This window comes from Paraburkholderia sp. BR13444, assembly GCF_040948755.1.
Taxonomy (GTDB): domain Bacteria; phylum Pseudomonadota; class Gammaproteobacteria; order Burkholderiales; family Burkholderiaceae; genus Paraburkholderia; species Paraburkholderia youngii.
The window spans coordinates 263,999-278,569 of the sequence record NZ_JBFPKM010000001.1; the positions used below are offsets into that span (position 1 = coordinate 263,999).

The 14,571-nt window shown below is 67.6% G+C and carries 10 protein-coding genes; 5 read left to right on the forward strand and 5 right to left on the reverse strand.

Going from position 1 to position 14,571, the window contains the following annotated elements; genetic code table 11:
* The first annotated feature begins 98 nt into the window (after positions 1–98).
* From recC to AB3X95_RS01175, 3 genes are read left to right on the forward strand one after another with little or no spacing between them, the layout of a single operon-like run.
* Entirely contained in the window at positions 99–3,491 is a 3,393-nt protein-coding gene (recC, locus tag AB3X95_RS01165) for an exodeoxyribonuclease V subunit gamma (protein WP_368620470.1), read from the forward strand.
* Complete coding sequence (gene recB / locus AB3X95_RS01170; RefSeq protein ID WP_368620471.1) at positions 3,488–7,213, forward strand: exodeoxyribonuclease V subunit beta; 3,726 nt, start codon at positions 3,488–3,490, stop codon at positions 7,211–7,213. Before recC ends, recB begins: the two co-directional genes overlap by 4 nt.
* A complete protein-coding gene (locus AB3X95_RS01175) occupies positions 7,210–9,300 on the forward strand; it encodes an AAA family ATPase (RefSeq protein ID WP_368620472.1) in 2,091 nt (696 codons plus the stop codon). Before recB ends, AB3X95_RS01175 begins: the two co-directional genes overlap by 4 nt.
* A 7-nt stretch (positions 9,301–9,307) precedes the next feature.
* On the opposite strand, the gene AB3X95_RS01180 is transcribed toward AB3X95_RS01175, so the two are convergent.
* Entirely contained in the window at positions 9,308–9,949 is a 642-nt protein-coding gene (locus AB3X95_RS01180; RefSeq protein ID WP_368620473.1) for a VC0807 family protein, read from the reverse strand.
* 191 nt (positions 9,950–10,140) lie between these two features.
* On the opposite strand from AB3X95_RS01180, the gene arfB reads away from it, so the two are divergent.
* Positions 10,141–10,545, forward strand: coding sequence for an alternative ribosome rescue aminoacyl-tRNA hydrolase ArfB (gene arfB / locus AB3X95_RS01185; protein WP_013089140.1), 405 nt, complete (start codon positions 10,141–10,143; stop codon positions 10,543–10,545).
* Between the two features lie 12 nt (positions 10,546–10,557).
* Here the strand turns inward: arfB and AB3X95_RS01190 are convergent, their stop codons facing one another.
* Entirely contained in the window at positions 10,558–11,877 is a 1,320-nt protein-coding gene (locus tag AB3X95_RS01190; RefSeq protein ID WP_254905719.1) for an EAL domain-containing protein, read from the reverse strand.
* Positions 11,878–12,475: 598 nt separating this feature from the next.
* Here AB3X95_RS01190 and AB3X95_RS01195 point away from each other — a divergent pair.
* Positions 12,476–12,766, forward strand: a complete 291-nt coding sequence (locus AB3X95_RS01195; RefSeq protein WP_176365756.1) for a putative quinol monooxygenase — start codon at positions 12,476–12,478, stop codon at positions 12,764–12,766.
* A gap of 83 nt (positions 12,767–12,849) precedes the next feature.
* Here AB3X95_RS01195 and AB3X95_RS01200 read toward each other — a convergent pair whose 3' ends face one another.
* From AB3X95_RS01200 to AB3X95_RS01210, 3 genes are all read right to left on the reverse strand, one after another.
* Entirely contained in the window at positions 12,850–13,107 is a 258-nt protein-coding gene (locus AB3X95_RS01200; RefSeq protein WP_008923870.1) for a hypothetical protein, read from the reverse strand.
* A gap of 235 nt (positions 13,108–13,342) precedes the next feature.
* The gene (locus AB3X95_RS01205; RefSeq protein WP_018432260.1) at positions 13,343–13,582 is read right to left on the reverse strand and encodes a hypothetical protein; all 240 of its coding nucleotides are present in this window, start codon (positions 13,580–13,582) and stop codon (positions 13,343–13,345) included.
* A 173-nt stretch (positions 13,583–13,755) separates the two neighbouring features.
* Complete coding sequence (locus AB3X95_RS01210; RefSeq protein ID WP_176365856.1) at positions 13,756–14,394, reverse strand: YdcF family protein; 639 nt, start codon at positions 14,392–14,394, stop codon at positions 13,756–13,758.
* Positions 14,395–14,571: the final 177 nt, after the last annotated feature.

The window sequence follows — 14,571 nt, forward strand, 5'->3', positions numbered from 1 at the left end:
CCTGGGGGATCGGTTTGTTATGCTGTCGCTTCAATGTCCGCCGCGGCTCCCGAGCATCACTCGCGGGCCATCAGCGTGCCAAATGTGATCTGGAATCCATGCTTCAGCTCTTCTACTCGAACCGCTACGAAACGCTGGTGGGCGCGCTGCTCGACGACCTCGCGCAAGCGCCGTCCGACCCTTGGACTGCGCGTCCCGTGATCGTGCCGAGCGCGGCCGTGCGCCGGCGGCTCGAACTCGATATCGCCGCGCGCCAGGGCATCTGCGCGAACGTGAACTTTGGTTATCTCGCGCAATGGCTGTGGGCGCAGATCGGCGGCGTGATCGAGGTGCCCAAGCATTCGCCGTTCGCGCCGGACCGCCTCGTGTGGCGCTGCTACCGGCTGCTCGACGACACGGACGAGGCGCTGCCGTGGAATGCGTCGCCGCGTTTGCGCACCTATCTCGATGCGGCCGACGCGTCGATGCGCTACGAACTCGCGCGGCGCGTCGCGACCGTGCTCGACCACTATCTGACCTATCGTCCCGAATGGCTACTGCAGTGGCAGAAGGGCGGCTCGATCTTCGCGAGTGGCGCAGCGGATGACACGGGACCGCGTTTGACCGGCGCGAGCGATGCCGCCCGCGAGGACGAGCGCTGGCAGGCGGCGCTGTGGCGCGCGGTGCTCGCCGAACTCGCGCAAGCCGGCGGTCATGAGCAAACATCCGCGGCCGCGCTGCCGCCCGCGTATCGGTTCCTCGATGAAATCGCTGCGCTCGATCTCGAGGCGATCTCGAACGCGCAATGGCCCGAAGCGGTCAGCGTGTTCGCGCTGCCCACCATGCCGCCGCTGCACATTGCGTTGTTGCGCGCGCTGTCGCGCTGGATCGACGTGCGTCTGTACGTGATGAACCCATGCCGCGAGTTCTGGTTCGACGTGGTCAGCGAAGGGCGCGTGCAGGCGCTCGACGCGGCGGGGCAGCTCGACTATCAGGAAGTCGGTCATCCGCTGCTCGCCGAATGGGGACGGCAGACTCAGGCGCAGTTGCATATGCTGCATGAGCTGACCGAAAGCGCGGCATCGGCCGAGACCGGCGACTTCACCGAGAACCCCGAGCCGAGCTGGCTCGCCGCCGTGCAGAACGGCATCCTCGATCTGCGCAATGAAGCCGATGCCGACGAGTTGCCTGTCGAGCGCGGTATCGAGGTACACGTTTGCCATAGCCTGTCCCGACAGCTCGAAGTGCTGCACGATCGCCTGCTCGGCTGGTTCGACGAGTTCGACGATCTGCAGCCGTCCGACGTGCTGGTCGCGGTGTCCGATCTGGCGGCGGCCGGTCCGCTGATCGATGCGGTGTTCGGCACCACGCCCGCCGGCGACACCCGCCGCATTCCGTACCGGATCACCGGCTTGCCGCCGTCGCAGGCCAATCCGGTCGCGCGTCTGTTGCTCGACTGGCTCGCGCTGCCCGAGCGCAGCGTCGGCGCGCCGGATCTGATCGAATGGCTGCGTGTCGATGCGGTCGCGGTGCGTTACGGCATCGATGCGAATTCGCTCGAAGCCGCGCAGGAATGGCTCGCGGCCGCCGGCGCGCGGCGCGGGCTCGCGCCGCTCGAACCGGTCGGCGAGCATGTCCCGGTCGCGCGTCATACGTTCGCCGATGCGCTGACGCGCCTGTACCTCGGCTATGCGATGCCGGCCGGCGGCGAGCCGGTCGAGGCGTGGCTGCCGGTCGAAGGCGCGGACGGTTCGGACGCCGAATTGCTCGGCCGTCTGTCGCGCTTCGTCGACGATATCGACAGTTTCGCGGCGAGCTGCGCGATCGAGCGCACGCCCGCCGACTGGTCGCAGCTGCTGCTCGAAACGCTCGGGCAGTGCTTCGACGGCGGCGTCGAGTTCGCCGATTCGCTCGCGGACGTGCGTGACGCGCTCGATGCGATGAGCGCCGCGATGCAGGCCGGCGCGCATGATGTGTTGCTGCCGGCCTCGGTGGTGCGCACCGCGCTCACCGAAGCGCTCGACGACCCCGCGCGCGGCGGCGTGCCGTGGGGCAGCGTGACGTTTTCTTCGCTGACGAGTCTGCGCGGTTTGCCGTTCCGTGTGGTCTGTCTGCTCGGCATGGACGACGGCGTGCTGCCGTCGCTCGCGCGCGCCGACGAATTCGATCTGATGGCCGCGTTCGGCAAGGCCGGCGACCGTCAGCGCCGCGACGACGAGCGCAACCTGTTCCTCGATCTGCTGCTCGCCGCGCGCGAGCGGCTCTTCATCGCGTACACGGGCCGCAGCATTCGCGACAACGCGCCGCTGCCGCCGGCCGCGCTCGTCGACGAACTGCTCGATCATCTCGCGCAGGTGTCGGCGGGCGAGGACGCGAGTCCGGCCGAGGTCGACAGCGCGCGGCGCGAGTTCATCGTCGAGCATCCGTTGCAGGCGTTCGCGTCGGACTATTTTGCGGCGAAGCCCGATCTGTTCACCTACGACGCCGATCGCGCCGAGCTGGCCACATTGCTCGCCGAACCGCAGCATGCCGCCGCCGCGCCGTTCTTCGATCAACCGCTGCCGCCGGAAGATATGCACGAGGTGCAGTTCGACGACTTCGTGCGTTTCTGGCGTCATCCGGCGCGCGCGCTGTTGCGCGACCGGCTCGGCATTGCGTTGTCGGATGCGCAGGGCGAGCTGCTCGATACCGAGCCGTTCGATCTCGACTATGCGGGCCGCGACGCGCTCGCCGAGCGCCTGCTGCCGGTGCTGCTCGACGCCGACACCGCAGAGGAGGTGATGTACAGCCGCGTACAGCGCGTCGCCGAGGCGAGCCCCGAGTTGCCGGGCGGCGCGACCGGCGCGGTGTGGCGCGCGCGCGAACTGTCCGCGCTGCGGCAGTTGGCGCAAAGCGTGCGGCGCGAAGTGGCCGCCGGTATCGAGCGCTTGCCGTTCGTGCTCGACATCATGCCGCGCTGGCCGCAAGACGGTGATCGCACCGACAGCGCCAATTCGCTGTTCGGCGACTACGACGCGCTGCTGCGCGAGTCCGCCGAAACGCCGCTGCAAATGCGCGGCACGTTGAACCTGCTGACCGGAACGGGACAAGTGATCTTTCGTTATGCCAAAGCCAGCGCGCGCGACTATCTGTCCGCGTGGCTCGCGCATCTGGTCTATTGCGCGGCGCAGCCGGACGGTCCGCGCCGCACCGTGTGGCACGGCAGCGGCGAGAGCTTCGAGCTCGCGCCCGTCGCGGCGCCGCTCGACGAACTCGCGCCGTTGGCGGCACTCTTCAATGCCGGCCGCCGGCTGCCGCTGCGCTTCTTTCCGAAGAGCGCATGGGCGAGAGTCAGCGAAAGCGAATCGGCGGCACAGGGCGTATGGATCAACGACCGTGTACGCGGCGAATCCGACGACCCCGCGTTGCGCATCGCGCTGCGCGGCACGCCGCTCACGCTCGCCGAACCGTTCGGCAGCCTCGCCGCGATCGTCTTCAAGCCACTGATCCAGCATGTGCGGAGCGCCTCATGAGCGAAGCGCTGCGCCATCAAAACCTCGTCGCCGACGAGCTCGACGTGTTCGCGTGTCCGCTCGACGGCGTGAATCAGATCGAAGCGTCGGCGGGCACCGGCAAGACGTGGAACATCTGCGCGCTGTACGTGCGGCTGCTGCTCGAAAAGAACCTGAACGCCGATCAGATTCTCGTCGTCACGTTCACGAAGGCCGCGACCGCGGAGTTGCACGAGCGCATTCGCGGCCGTCTCGCGGAACTGCATCGCGCGATCGAGATGGACGACGACGGCGACGATCCATTCATCCGCCGGCTATTCGAAACGACGCTCGCGCCGCAGAACGGTATCGAGCGCGAGGCGGCGTCGAAGGTCGTGCGCCGTGCGCTGCGCACCTTCGATCAGGCCGCGATCCACACGATCCACGCATTCTGTCAGCGCGCGTTGCAGGAAGCGCCGTTCGCCGCCGCGATGCCGTTCGCGTTCGAGATGGAAGCCGACGACGCGGCGCTGCGCTTCGAACTCGCCGCCGACTTCTGGCGCGAGCAGGTCGAGCCGGTTGCGCATGCGCATCCGGCGTTCGCCGCGTGGCTGGTGGCGAGGCGCGCCGGTCCAGCGTCGCTCGACGAACAGTTGGCGCGACGCCTGAAAAAGCCGCTCGCGCAATTGCGCTGGGGCAGCGTCGACGCGGACGGCGCCAGCGCCGATCCGCAGGCCGGCTTCGATGTCGCGTGCGCGATCTGGCAGGCCGAGCGCGACGCGATCGTCGCGTTGCTAGCGGAGGCCCAGGAGCGCCTGAGCAAGACCACGCACAAGCCCGATCACGTCAGCGCCGCGATCGCCGCGTGGACCGACTACTTCGCGCGGGGCGACTGCCATGCGCCGCCGCCGCGCGCGGCGTTGAAGCTGACGGCGTCGGCGTTGAAGAAGGCGACCAAGGTCAAGTTCGAGCCGCCCGCGCATCCGTTCTTCGAGCATGCCGAAGCGCTGGCCGCGGCCGTGGTCGCCGCCGAGGCCGCGCAGCGCGCGCGCTGGCTCGGGCTCGTGCAGACATGGCTCGACTTCGCGCCGGCCGAGCTGGTGACGCGCAAGCGCACGCGCCGCGTCGTGTCGTTCGACGATCTGCTCGCGAATCTGTATCGCGCGCTGGCCGCGCATCCGTGGCTCGCCGACGCGTTGCGCAGCCGCTATCCGGCCGCGCTGATCGACGAGTTCCAGGACACCGATCCGCTGCAATTCGCGATCTTCAGCCGCATCTTCGCGCCGGCCGGGCCGCTGTTCCTCGTCGGCGATCCGAAGCAGGCGATCTACAGCTTCCGTGCGGCGGATCTGCATACGTACCTTGCGGCGCGCGAGGCGGCGTCCGCGTGCTACACGCTCGCGGTCAACCAGCGCTCGACCGCACCGATCGTCGACGCGTGCAACCGGATCTTCGAAGCGAACCCTCGAGCGTTCGTGCTCGACGGGCTCGACTATCAGCCGGTGCGTGCGGGCGAGCGGCGGCGTGCCCCGTTCGCCGATCCCGACGCGGGCGGCGGCGATTTCCGCATCTGGACGTTGCCGCAAGGCGAGACCGCGCTGAGCAAACGCGACGCGCAGCGCGCGGCGAGCGAAGCGTGCGCGGCCGAGATCGTGCGGCTGTTGCGAGGGGCGCGTGCAGGCGTCGTGACGATTGGCGACAAGCCGCTCGCGCCGGGCGATATCGCAGTGCTCGTGCAGACGCACAAGCAGGGCAGCCTCGTCAAACGCGTGCTCGCGGCATGGGGCGTCGGCAGCGTGGAGCTTGCGCAGGCGTCGGTGTTCGCGACGCTGGATGCCGAGCAGATCGAGCGCGTGCTGGCCGCCATCGACACGCCCGGCGATCTGCGGCGTCTACGCGCCGCGCTCGCCACCGACTGGCTCGGGCTCGACGCCGCCGCACTGTGGCGTCTTACGCAGGTCGCCGGGGCGCCAGCGCCTGAGGCCTTTGACGAACCCGCGCCAACACTCGATCCCGCCGACGCGATGGGCTGGGTCGAACGTTTTTCGCGCTACCGGATGCTGTGGCACGAACGCGGCTTCGCCGTGATGTGGCGTACGCTGATGCGCGAGCTGCGCGTTGCGCAGCGGCTCGTGGCGGGTGTCGACGGCGAGCGCCGGCTGACCAATGTGAACCATCTCGCCGAGCTCGTACAGGCGCGCGCGGCCACCCAGCCCGGCATCGCGCCGACCTTGCGCTGGCTCGCCGCGCAGCGCGAGCAGGGCGGCGGGGAAGAGGCGCAACTGCGGCTCGAGTCGGATCGCAATCTCGTGCAGATCGTCACGGTCCATAAATCGAAGGGACTCGAATACGCGGTCGTGTTCTGTCCGTTCCTGAACGATGGTGGCTTGCGCGAGCCGCCGTCGTCGGGCTTGCCCGATGCGCGCGAGTATCACGACGACAGCGGCGACGCGGTGCTGCACTACGGTTGCGACGAACAGGAAGCCGAGCGCGCGTCGCGTTACGCGGTGCGCGAGCAGGCAGCGGAATGCGCGCGGCTCGTTTATGTGGCGCTCACGCGCGCCGTGTATCGCTGCTACCTGGTTGCGGGCACCTATCTGTCTTCGCGCTCGACCAAGGAGTCGCGCCGCAGCGTGCTGAACTGGCTCGTCGGCGGCAGCGGCCATACGTTCGACGCATGGCTCGCCGAACCGCCCGATGAAGCCGCGCTCGCGGCGAGCTGGCATGCACTCGCGGGCGGACCGGTCACGTTGCGGGCGTTGCCCGAAGTGACGCGTCGCGTGCCGCTCGAAAGTCTGCAGGACCAGGGCGCGCATCTGCACGCGCGCGCGAATCGGCGGCCGTTGCGCGATCAGTGGCGTATGGCGAGTTTCAGCGGCCTGATCGCGTCCGGCGCGAGAAACGGGGAGGCGCACGCGCATGCGCCGCAGGAAGACGTGCGGCCCGATCACGATGAGATCGCCGACGCGCTACAGTCCGCACCGTTGCTCGCACCGGTCGCCGCGACCAACGCCCCGGCGCATGCCGACGACGACATCCTCGCGTTCCCGCGCGGTGCGGCGGCTGGCGATTGCCTGCATCGGATGTTCGAGCTCGCCGATTTCAGCGACGCGCGCAGCTGGCCCGATGCGATCCGCGGCGCGCTGCGCGAGCGACCGGCGCCGGCCGCGCCGGAGCTCGCCGCGCGCTTGCCCGCGATGATGCATCGGCTGATCGCCGACGTCGTCTCGACCGAACTGGTGCCGGGCATGACGCTCGCGCAGCTCGATCCGCGCCGGCGCCTGAACGAACTCGAATTTCTGTTCGCGGCGCCGTCGCTTGATTTTCCGGCGCTGCGCGAGCTGCTGATCGAATACGGCTATCCCGACGTCGCGCTGGAGCCAGGCGTGCTGCGTGGATACATCAAAGGATTTATCGACATGATCGTCGAGCACGACGGCCGCTTCTGGATCGTCGACTGGAAATCGAATCATCTCGGCGATACCGCGGCCGATTACGCGGCTGCGTCGCTCGAAGCGGCGATGGCGAGTCACGCGTATCACTTGCAGGCGCTGCTTTATACGGTCGCGTTGCATCGCTATCTGAAGACGCGCGTGCGCGACTATGCGTATGACACGCATATCGGCGGCTATCTGTATCTGTTCGTGCGCGGCGTGCGGCCGGACTGGCGCGATGTCGACGGCGCCGCCGGCGTGCATAGGCGGCGCGCGCCGTTCGAACTGGTGGCGCTGCTCGACGCGGCGATGGTCGGAGGTGGCGCATGAGTACGCGCGGCTCGCTTGACGAGCGCGCGGCCGCGCCGCTCGGGCTAGAAGACATCGGCGTCAACCTGCCCGCGCCGGCCGATTTCAGCATCGCGCTGGCCGAAGGATTCGCGCGTCGGATCGGCATGCTGGCGCGGCGCAGTGGTGCATCGACCGAGGTGGTGAAATGGGCCGCGCGCGGCGCCTTCGCGGCGAGCCGTGCGACCGCCGAAGGGCACGTGTGCGTGCCGCTCGCGGCGCTTGCGCGCCGCTTCGACGCATCGAGCGCCGAGGTGCGCGCGGCGCTGCTCGCGAGCGGCATGGCAAGCGATGGCGCAGCGGACGCGGCGGGCGCGGCGGCGTTGCGGCCGCTCGTAATCGACGCGCAGGGGCGTCTTTATCTTGCGCGTTATTACGACTACGAGCGGCGCCTGGCGCACGCTCTGGTCGCACAGGCGACGGCCGACGCGAACACTGCGAATGTCAACGCCGACTCCGCGCCCACCGCGTTGCGCGAACGCCTGCTGCGCTACTTCGGCCCGCCGAAAGACGACGAAGTCGACTGGCAGCGCGTCGCGGCCGTGATGGCGCTGTCGGGGCGGCTGACGATCGTCAGCGGCGGGCCGGGCACCGGCAAGACCACGACCGTGGTCGGGGTGCTCGCGTGTCTGCTCGATGCGCGCGCCGATTTGCGCATAGCGCTTGCGGCACCGACCGGCAAGGCGGCGCAACGGATGCAGGAAGCATTGCTCGCGCGTGCGGGCGAGCTGCCGGCAGAACTCGCCGAGCGTTTGCCGCAGACGTCGTACACACTGCATCGATTGCTGGGCTCGGGGCCCGGCGGACGCTTTCGGCATCATCGCGATAATCCGTTGCCGTATGACGTGGTCGTGATCGACGAGGCGTCGATGATCGACGTCGCGATGGCCACGCATCTGCTCGACGCGATCGGGCCGCAAACGCGGCTCGTGATGCTCGGTGACAAGGATCAGCTCGCCGCGGTCGAAGCCGGCGCGGTGTTCGCCGAACTCAGCGCGCGGCCGGCGTTGAGCGCGAACGGATTGCGACGGGTCGCGCAGGCGCTCGACATCGACGAGGCAGGGCTCGCGCGGGCTTTGCCGCGTGCGTCGCGTCAGGACGATGAAGCGCCGGTCGATGATTTTTTTGTGCCACCCGAGGCGCTGCACACGTTCGAGCCGGATGCATCGGGCGATCTGTTCGCCGGTGTCGCGACGGCGGCGGCTGACGAAGAGGCCGGTCGTAATATGCAATTGGCGAACGAACGCAATCCGCTCGCGGACTGCGTCGTCTGGCTCGAGCGCAACTACCGGTTCGGCCTCGAGTCGCCGATCGGGCGTTTGTCGGTTGCGATTCGCAACGGCTCAGCGAGCGCGGCGCTCGACGTATTGCGGACCGACCCGACCGAGGACTGCGCCGCGGCGCTGCATGAGGACGCGCACACGACGCTGGCCGAGCGCACCGTCACGCGACTTGCCGCCGGCTTCGCGCCGTACGCCGATGCACTTGCGGCGGCGCTTTCCACCGAGACGCCCGATCCATTGCCGCTGTTCGACGCGCTCAACCGCTTCCGCATCCTCTGTGCGACGCGGCTCGGACCGCGCGGCGTCGATCAGGTCAATGCGGCGATGGCGGCCCAGGTGCGCCGCGCCGCAGGCGTCACGCTGGCGGTCGGCGCGCAGTGGTTTGCTGGACGTCCGGTGATGGTTACGCGCAACGACTACGCGCTGGGGCTGTTCAATGGCGACATCGGCATTGCGTTGCCGGGTGCGGTCGGCGCGCTGCGCGTGTACTTCCGTACCGGCGACGGCGGGGTGCGCGCGGTGTCGCCAGCCGCGCTGCCGCCGCACGACACCGCGTTCGCGCTGACGGTCCACAAATCGCAAGGTTCGGAGTTCGAGCACGCGGTGCTGGTGCTGCCGTCGGCGTTCAGCCGGGTGTTGTCGCGTGAGCTCGTGTACACGGCGATTACTCGCGCGCGCGAACGCGTCGAGGTGATCGGCGCGCGGGCCGTGCTCGCGCAGGCGATCGCGACGCCGACGCAGCGTGATTCGGGGCTGGCCGCGCGAATTGCGGAGGCGTCGCGTTGAGCGGCGCTCAACCGGCCATGCCGCTCGCCCGCTCGATGGCTTCGACGCGACTGCGCATCGTCTTGCGATACCACAGCGTCCACAGCGCGAGTCCCGCGTAGATACCGTAGCCGATAAAGGGCGACACGACGAGGAAGCGTTCGATCGGCCACGTCAGCACCATCCACGCGCGTAGCGCGGTTTCGGCGGTCAGGCCGACGCCCCACACGAGCGTCATGGTTCGCATCGCGGGGGCGAGACCGGGGCGTTCGCGCCACAGCGCCTCGAAATGCGCGGCGCCGCCTTCCATTTCGCGCGCGACCGTCGCGCGCGCGAGGTAGAAGATCAGCGGACGGCGCATCGGCAGCGACAGCAGAAACACGACGCCGACCGCGCCGGACACCAGCGACTCGCGCAACAGCAGCATGCGCGGAGTGCCGCCGAGCGCCATGGCCGCGAGCGACAACACGATGCCCGCGACCACCATCACGCTGAGCGCATCGACGCGCCTGAAGCGCGCAAGCTCGATCGCGCTCCAGATGAGCGGCGGCACGGCGGACGCGATCAGCGCGCCGGTCTCGCCTACCCGCGGTAACGCGAGCCGGTAGGCCAGCCACGGCAGCAGAAAGTTGACCGCCAGTTCGAGCACGAAACCGGGACGGATTTTCATTTTAATTTACGCCGTAAGCGAAAGAGCCAGTATCGATGAACCGGTCGCGCCGACGCAAATGGTTTTTTTCGTAACGCGATCGCAAGCCGGCGCCGCCGAGCACTGCACCTGGCGCTCTGGCGTGCTCCGGCGACCTCGCGCATCTCGCGCCGAGCGCTTGTACACTGATGCATCTCTCTTCCCGACCGCCCATGACATCCCGCTACCCGATCCCGCCCAACGAAATCGAATTGACCGCCGTGCGCGCGCAAGGGGCGGGTGGGCAGAACGTCAACAAGGTATCGAGCGCGATCCACCTGCGTTTCGACGTGCGCGCCTCGTCGCTGCCGGAAGTGCTGAAGATGCGTCTGCTCGCGCTGTCCGACCATCGGCTCACGCGCGACGGCGTCGTGGTCATCAAGGCGCAGGAGCATCGAACCCAGGAGATGAACCGCGCGGCGGCGCTCGCGCGACTCGATGAACTGATCGAAAGTGTCAGCGTGACCCGCAAGCATCGGGTCGCGACGCGGCCGACCCGCGCGTCGAACCTGCGGCGGCTCGACAGCAAGGCAAAGCGCAGCGAGGTGAAGTCGGGGCGCGGCCGCGTGCACGAGTAGCGGTGTGGGTCGCTAACGCTTCGCGCCGCGTCTGCCGGTGCGCACATCCGGCGGCGATGCCTCCGGCACGAAGTCGACGCACAGCACGTTCGTGCCGTCGCGCTCGAACGCGATCGCCGCGGTGTAGCAGTCCTGACCATCGGCGAGCGAATAGTGCGGCCCCATCATCGCGACGCGGCCCGGCGCCGCCAGCGCGTGCCGGAAATACGCACGACGCGACCAGTTGCTGCGCGTCTCCGTATAGAGCGGCGCGAGCCGCTTCGGGGGCGGCGAGACCGAGGCGGCCGTCACCGAAGGCTGGGTCTGCTCCCCGTGGCCGTCGGTGAGGAATACACGGCGCGCTTCGGGCAGATGCCAGACCTTTTGCGCAGCCTGCTCGAGGTCGCCGGTCGCCTTGTAGGTGTCGGCGGCGGCCAGCACCGCTTCCGCGAAGCCCTCGAAGCCGAGCCGCTGGTGGCCGGCGTGCGCGCGCTCGTAGTCGGCGAACTTGCTCCAGATCGACTCGACGAGCGCGGGCACCTTCGTGCAGGCGGCCCGCACGCTGCTCTTCGGCTGGCCGAACCAGAAGCCCTGCACGAAATCGACGTCGGCCTGCATCAGGATCATCAGCTCTTCATCGGTTTCGACGCCTTCGGCGAGCACGAGCGTGCCCGACTGATGCAGCATCGCGATCAGATGGCTGATCATCGATTCGTCGCCCTCGCGCTTGCCCGCGCGCGCAACGAGCGAACGGTCGAGCTTGACGATGTCGGGGCGGAAGCGCCACACGCGGTCGAAGTTCGAGAAGCCGGTGCCGAAGTCGTCGATCGCGATCAGGAAATCGCGCGGCTGCGAGGCGGCGAGCATGCTGGCGACGGCGGATTCATCGTCGGCGGGTTGCTCGAGCACTTCGATCACGATGCGCTCCTGCGGCAGCCCGAAATGCGCGGACAACTCGTCGATGAACGCGCGCTGCGGCCAGCCGGTCTCGAATACCTGCGGGCGCGTGTTCAAAAACAGCCACCCGGTGCTGATGCCTTGCTCCATGAAGTTCGCCACGTGCAGGCAGCGCGCGATGCGGTCGAGTTCGCGCGCTTCGGCGGCCGAGCGCGTGCCGGAGAACAGTACTTCGGGCGAGACGGGCAGGCCGACCGGATCGAACGCGCGCAACAGCCCCTCGTAGCCGACCACGCACTGATGCGTGACCGACAGCACCGGCTGGAACACGCTGTGCAATGTCAATGCGCGCCAGGTCGCGGTCCAGCCCGACTCGCCGCGGACCAGGTGCGGGAGCACGCCGCTCACGGTCAATTCGCTGACGGATGGCATAGAAGCGGGCATCAGAGCTGACATGGGATTGTTGCGGCAAGGGGTGAAGGGGCTCGCAAACCCATTCGGCGCGCAGCGCCCGCACACCCGAAGCGTCGCCGGGACGTCAGGAATGGGTCCCGCGAACGCGGAGGGCAGTACCAGCTACGCTGGACTCCGGCGAATTGGTCAAAATGAGTCTAGCAGTTTGCAGCGTGCATCAATGTGCGGGTTATCACAGAGGCATAAGCGCGAAAATTGTCCGCAAAACGGCTGCAAACGGCCGTGCGGCAACCCGTTGCGGTCATGCGCCGGAGCGTTTCGCGCGCTTGCCACGCGTGAAACCGATTCTCAATCGCAATCAGTTGCCGTACCACGCCGAGGGTAGCAGGGCGCCCAGTGGTCGCCCGCCAAACTCCAGGCGCCGACGGTGCACCCATGTTAGCGCCGGTGCGGTGGCTGATGTGGCGGTTCGGGCGGCGGGCTTGGCACTGCTTTGCCGGGCGGATTCTGGCTTGACGCGACGGTGGTCCGGCGTGGCGGGCGGAGGCGAGATTCATGCGTCGCCAGGCTGGTTAGCGCCGTCGTCGGCAGGTTCGGCGACCGGCGGGTATGCTGCTGGTTTTCTTAAGGAGGAGCAGGCATGGCGGAAATCGCGGTGGTCGCAATTTCGGTAGCGAAACCGGGGCACGAGGAGCTGTTGCGCGAGGCGCTCGAAGGCATCGTCGGGCCGACGCGCAAAGAAGCCGGTGTGCTGCAGTACGACTTGCACCGCGACGTGCAGGAGCCGCGCCGGTTCGTGTTCGTCGAGCGATGGGTAAGCCAGGACGCGCTCGCGGCGCATGCGAAATCCGCGCATATCCAGGCTTATAAGAAAGCGGCCGCGGATTGGATCGAGCACGCGGAGATTCGCGTAGTGTCGAAGATCGCCTGAGTCCGGGTGCGGGCGTCAGCGGCGCGCGGACAACACGCCGGCCAGGTGCGGCGGCACCGCGGCCGCCGGCGCGCCGTCAGCGATTAGTGAGTTGCTTGCGGGACATCGAGAATCAGGATGATGGTCCAGTCGGCGTCGCCGTCATGGTGATACTGACGCTCCGCGACGATGAACGGCTGCTGCTTGCCCGCCGGGCCTAGAAACAGCACGTCGCCTTCCATCGGCAGGCATTCGACGGGCGGCAGCGCGAGGTACGCTTCCTGACCGCCACGCGGCATCAGTTTTTCGATCTTGCGAGATGCTGCTTCGGTCCATTCGATATCAAGCTGGATGTTGCTCATGCTGTCCTCCGCACCAGGGTGCGCACGGGTTAGGGGATGCCGGCGGCTCGCCGGTCGGTGCGCGACTTTAGCATACAGAATGCTGTGCGCCGGAGGCTTCGCCGGACCGGTGTGCGTTCGGAGTGCCTCGTCGGCAGCGAGCCGATCACGCAAATAAAAAAGCCGAAACCGGCGCTGCCGGCTTCGGCTTTTTCACCTTCACGACGACGCCGCGAGGCGAGATCCGCGAAGTCGCTCAGGTACCCGACGTGTCCGCACCCTTCTTCGGATGATGCGGAGCCATCTTGTGATGCTTGGCCGGGGCGGCGGGTGCGCTTTCCATCGACTGCTCGCGGTTTTGCAAAGCTTGCGCACGCTGCTCGACGTCGGCGGCCTTGGCCGGATCGGTGCTCGTCGTGATGCCCTGGTCCTGCGCGTAAGCTGCGCCGGCCGCGGCACACAGGGAAACCAGGATCGCCATGGACACTTTCTTCATCGTTACCTCCATAGAGTGGTGGTGGACCCGAGTATTGCCCGTCCAGTGGGAAAGACAATTCATTCTATCGAGCAAACTCCGCTCCAGCCGATGGCTTTGTAACCGCGCTCAACATTTGTTACGTTTTGTAATGACTTCGTCGATCTGCGAGAGCGGTCGGCCTACATCGTTCGTCAGAACCAGCCGATCGCGCGATACAGGTGAAACTGCGCGAGGCCGATGAGCTCATGCAACGCTATCTCCGCCGCCACGAGATTACCGAAGCGCGGCAACACGCCGAGCCGCACGCGCCGCGCGCTCGAAATCTGCGGCTGTGGCTCGACGCCGAAACGGCGAAAGTCGAGCAGCGCACGCGGCATGTGATACGCGGACGTGACGAGTATCAACGTGTCGTAATGTGATTGGCCGACAATGACCGAGACGTTGCGCGCGTTCTCGTAGGTCGTGCGGCTGCTTTTCTCGAGCACGATGTCCGAGCGCGGCACCTGCTGACGCAGCAGATAGGGCAGGTAGGTGTCGGCTTCCGTCGCGCTGTGCCGCTGAGGATTGCCGCCGCTCACTATCACCTGGCAGACGATCGCCGTGCGCTTGCAGGCCGCATAGTTCTGCGCGCTGACTTCGATGCGCGAAAGCACGTCGCGCGGTGGCACCAGCACGTGGTCATGGTCGTAGATCGTGCCGCCGCCGAGCAGGATGATCGCGGTGCGTGGCGCGAAGGTCGCGGCTTCGGCGCTCTGTCGTTGCGGCTGCGCGAGATCGAGCAGTGGCGCGCTCAGCCAGCCGGCCGCGAGCAGCCAGAACAGCGCGATCATGCAGACGATGAGCGGCCGTCGCGCACGTTTCCATAGCACGATTGCTGCAAAAAAAAGCGCTAATAAAGTGAATAGAATCAATTTAAATGGGGTAACGTATGTCTTTCGGGATAAATCCACGGGCCAGCCATCGCGCCGCGGCGGTTGCATCGTCGGTTCGGGGAGAGAACGCTAACA

Excerpts from the sequence above, each read along its gene's own strand:
- recC (WP_368620470.1), top strand. The coding sequence starts at position 99 with ATGCTTCAGCTCTTCTACTCGAACCGCTACGAAACGCTGGTGGGCGCG.
- recB (WP_368620471.1), top strand. The coding sequence starts at position 3,488 with ATGAGCGAAGCGCTGCGCCATCAAAACCTCGTCGCCGACGAGCTCGAC.
- AB3X95_RS01175 (WP_368620472.1), top strand. The coding sequence starts at position 7,210 with ATGAGTACGCGCGGCTCGCTTGACGAGCGCGCGGCCGCGCCGCTCGGG.
- AB3X95_RS01180 (WP_368620473.1), bottom strand. The coding sequence starts at position 9,949 with ATGAAAATCCGTCCCGGTTTCGTGCTCGAACTGGCGGTCAACTTTCTG.
- arfB (WP_013089140.1), top strand. The coding sequence starts at position 10,141 with ATGACATCCCGCTACCCGATCCCGCCCAACGAAATCGAATTGACCGCC.
- AB3X95_RS01190 (WP_254905719.1), bottom strand. The coding sequence starts at position 11,877 with ATGTCAGCTCTGATGCCCGCTTCTATGCCATCCGTCAGCGAATTGACC.
- AB3X95_RS01195 (WP_176365756.1), top strand. The coding sequence starts at position 12,476 with ATGGCGGAAATCGCGGTGGTCGCAATTTCGGTAGCGAAACCGGGGCAC.
- AB3X95_RS01200 (WP_008923870.1), bottom strand. The coding sequence starts at position 13,107 with ATGAGCAACATCCAGCTTGATATCGAATGGACCGAAGCAGCATCTCGC.
- AB3X95_RS01205 (WP_018432260.1), bottom strand. The coding sequence starts at position 13,582 with ATGAAGAAAGTGTCCATGGCGATCCTGGTTTCCCTGTGTGCCGCGGCC.
- AB3X95_RS01210 (WP_176365856.1), bottom strand. The coding sequence starts at position 14,394 with ATGATCGCGCTGTTCTGGCTGCTCGCGGCCGGCTGGCTGAGCGCGCCA.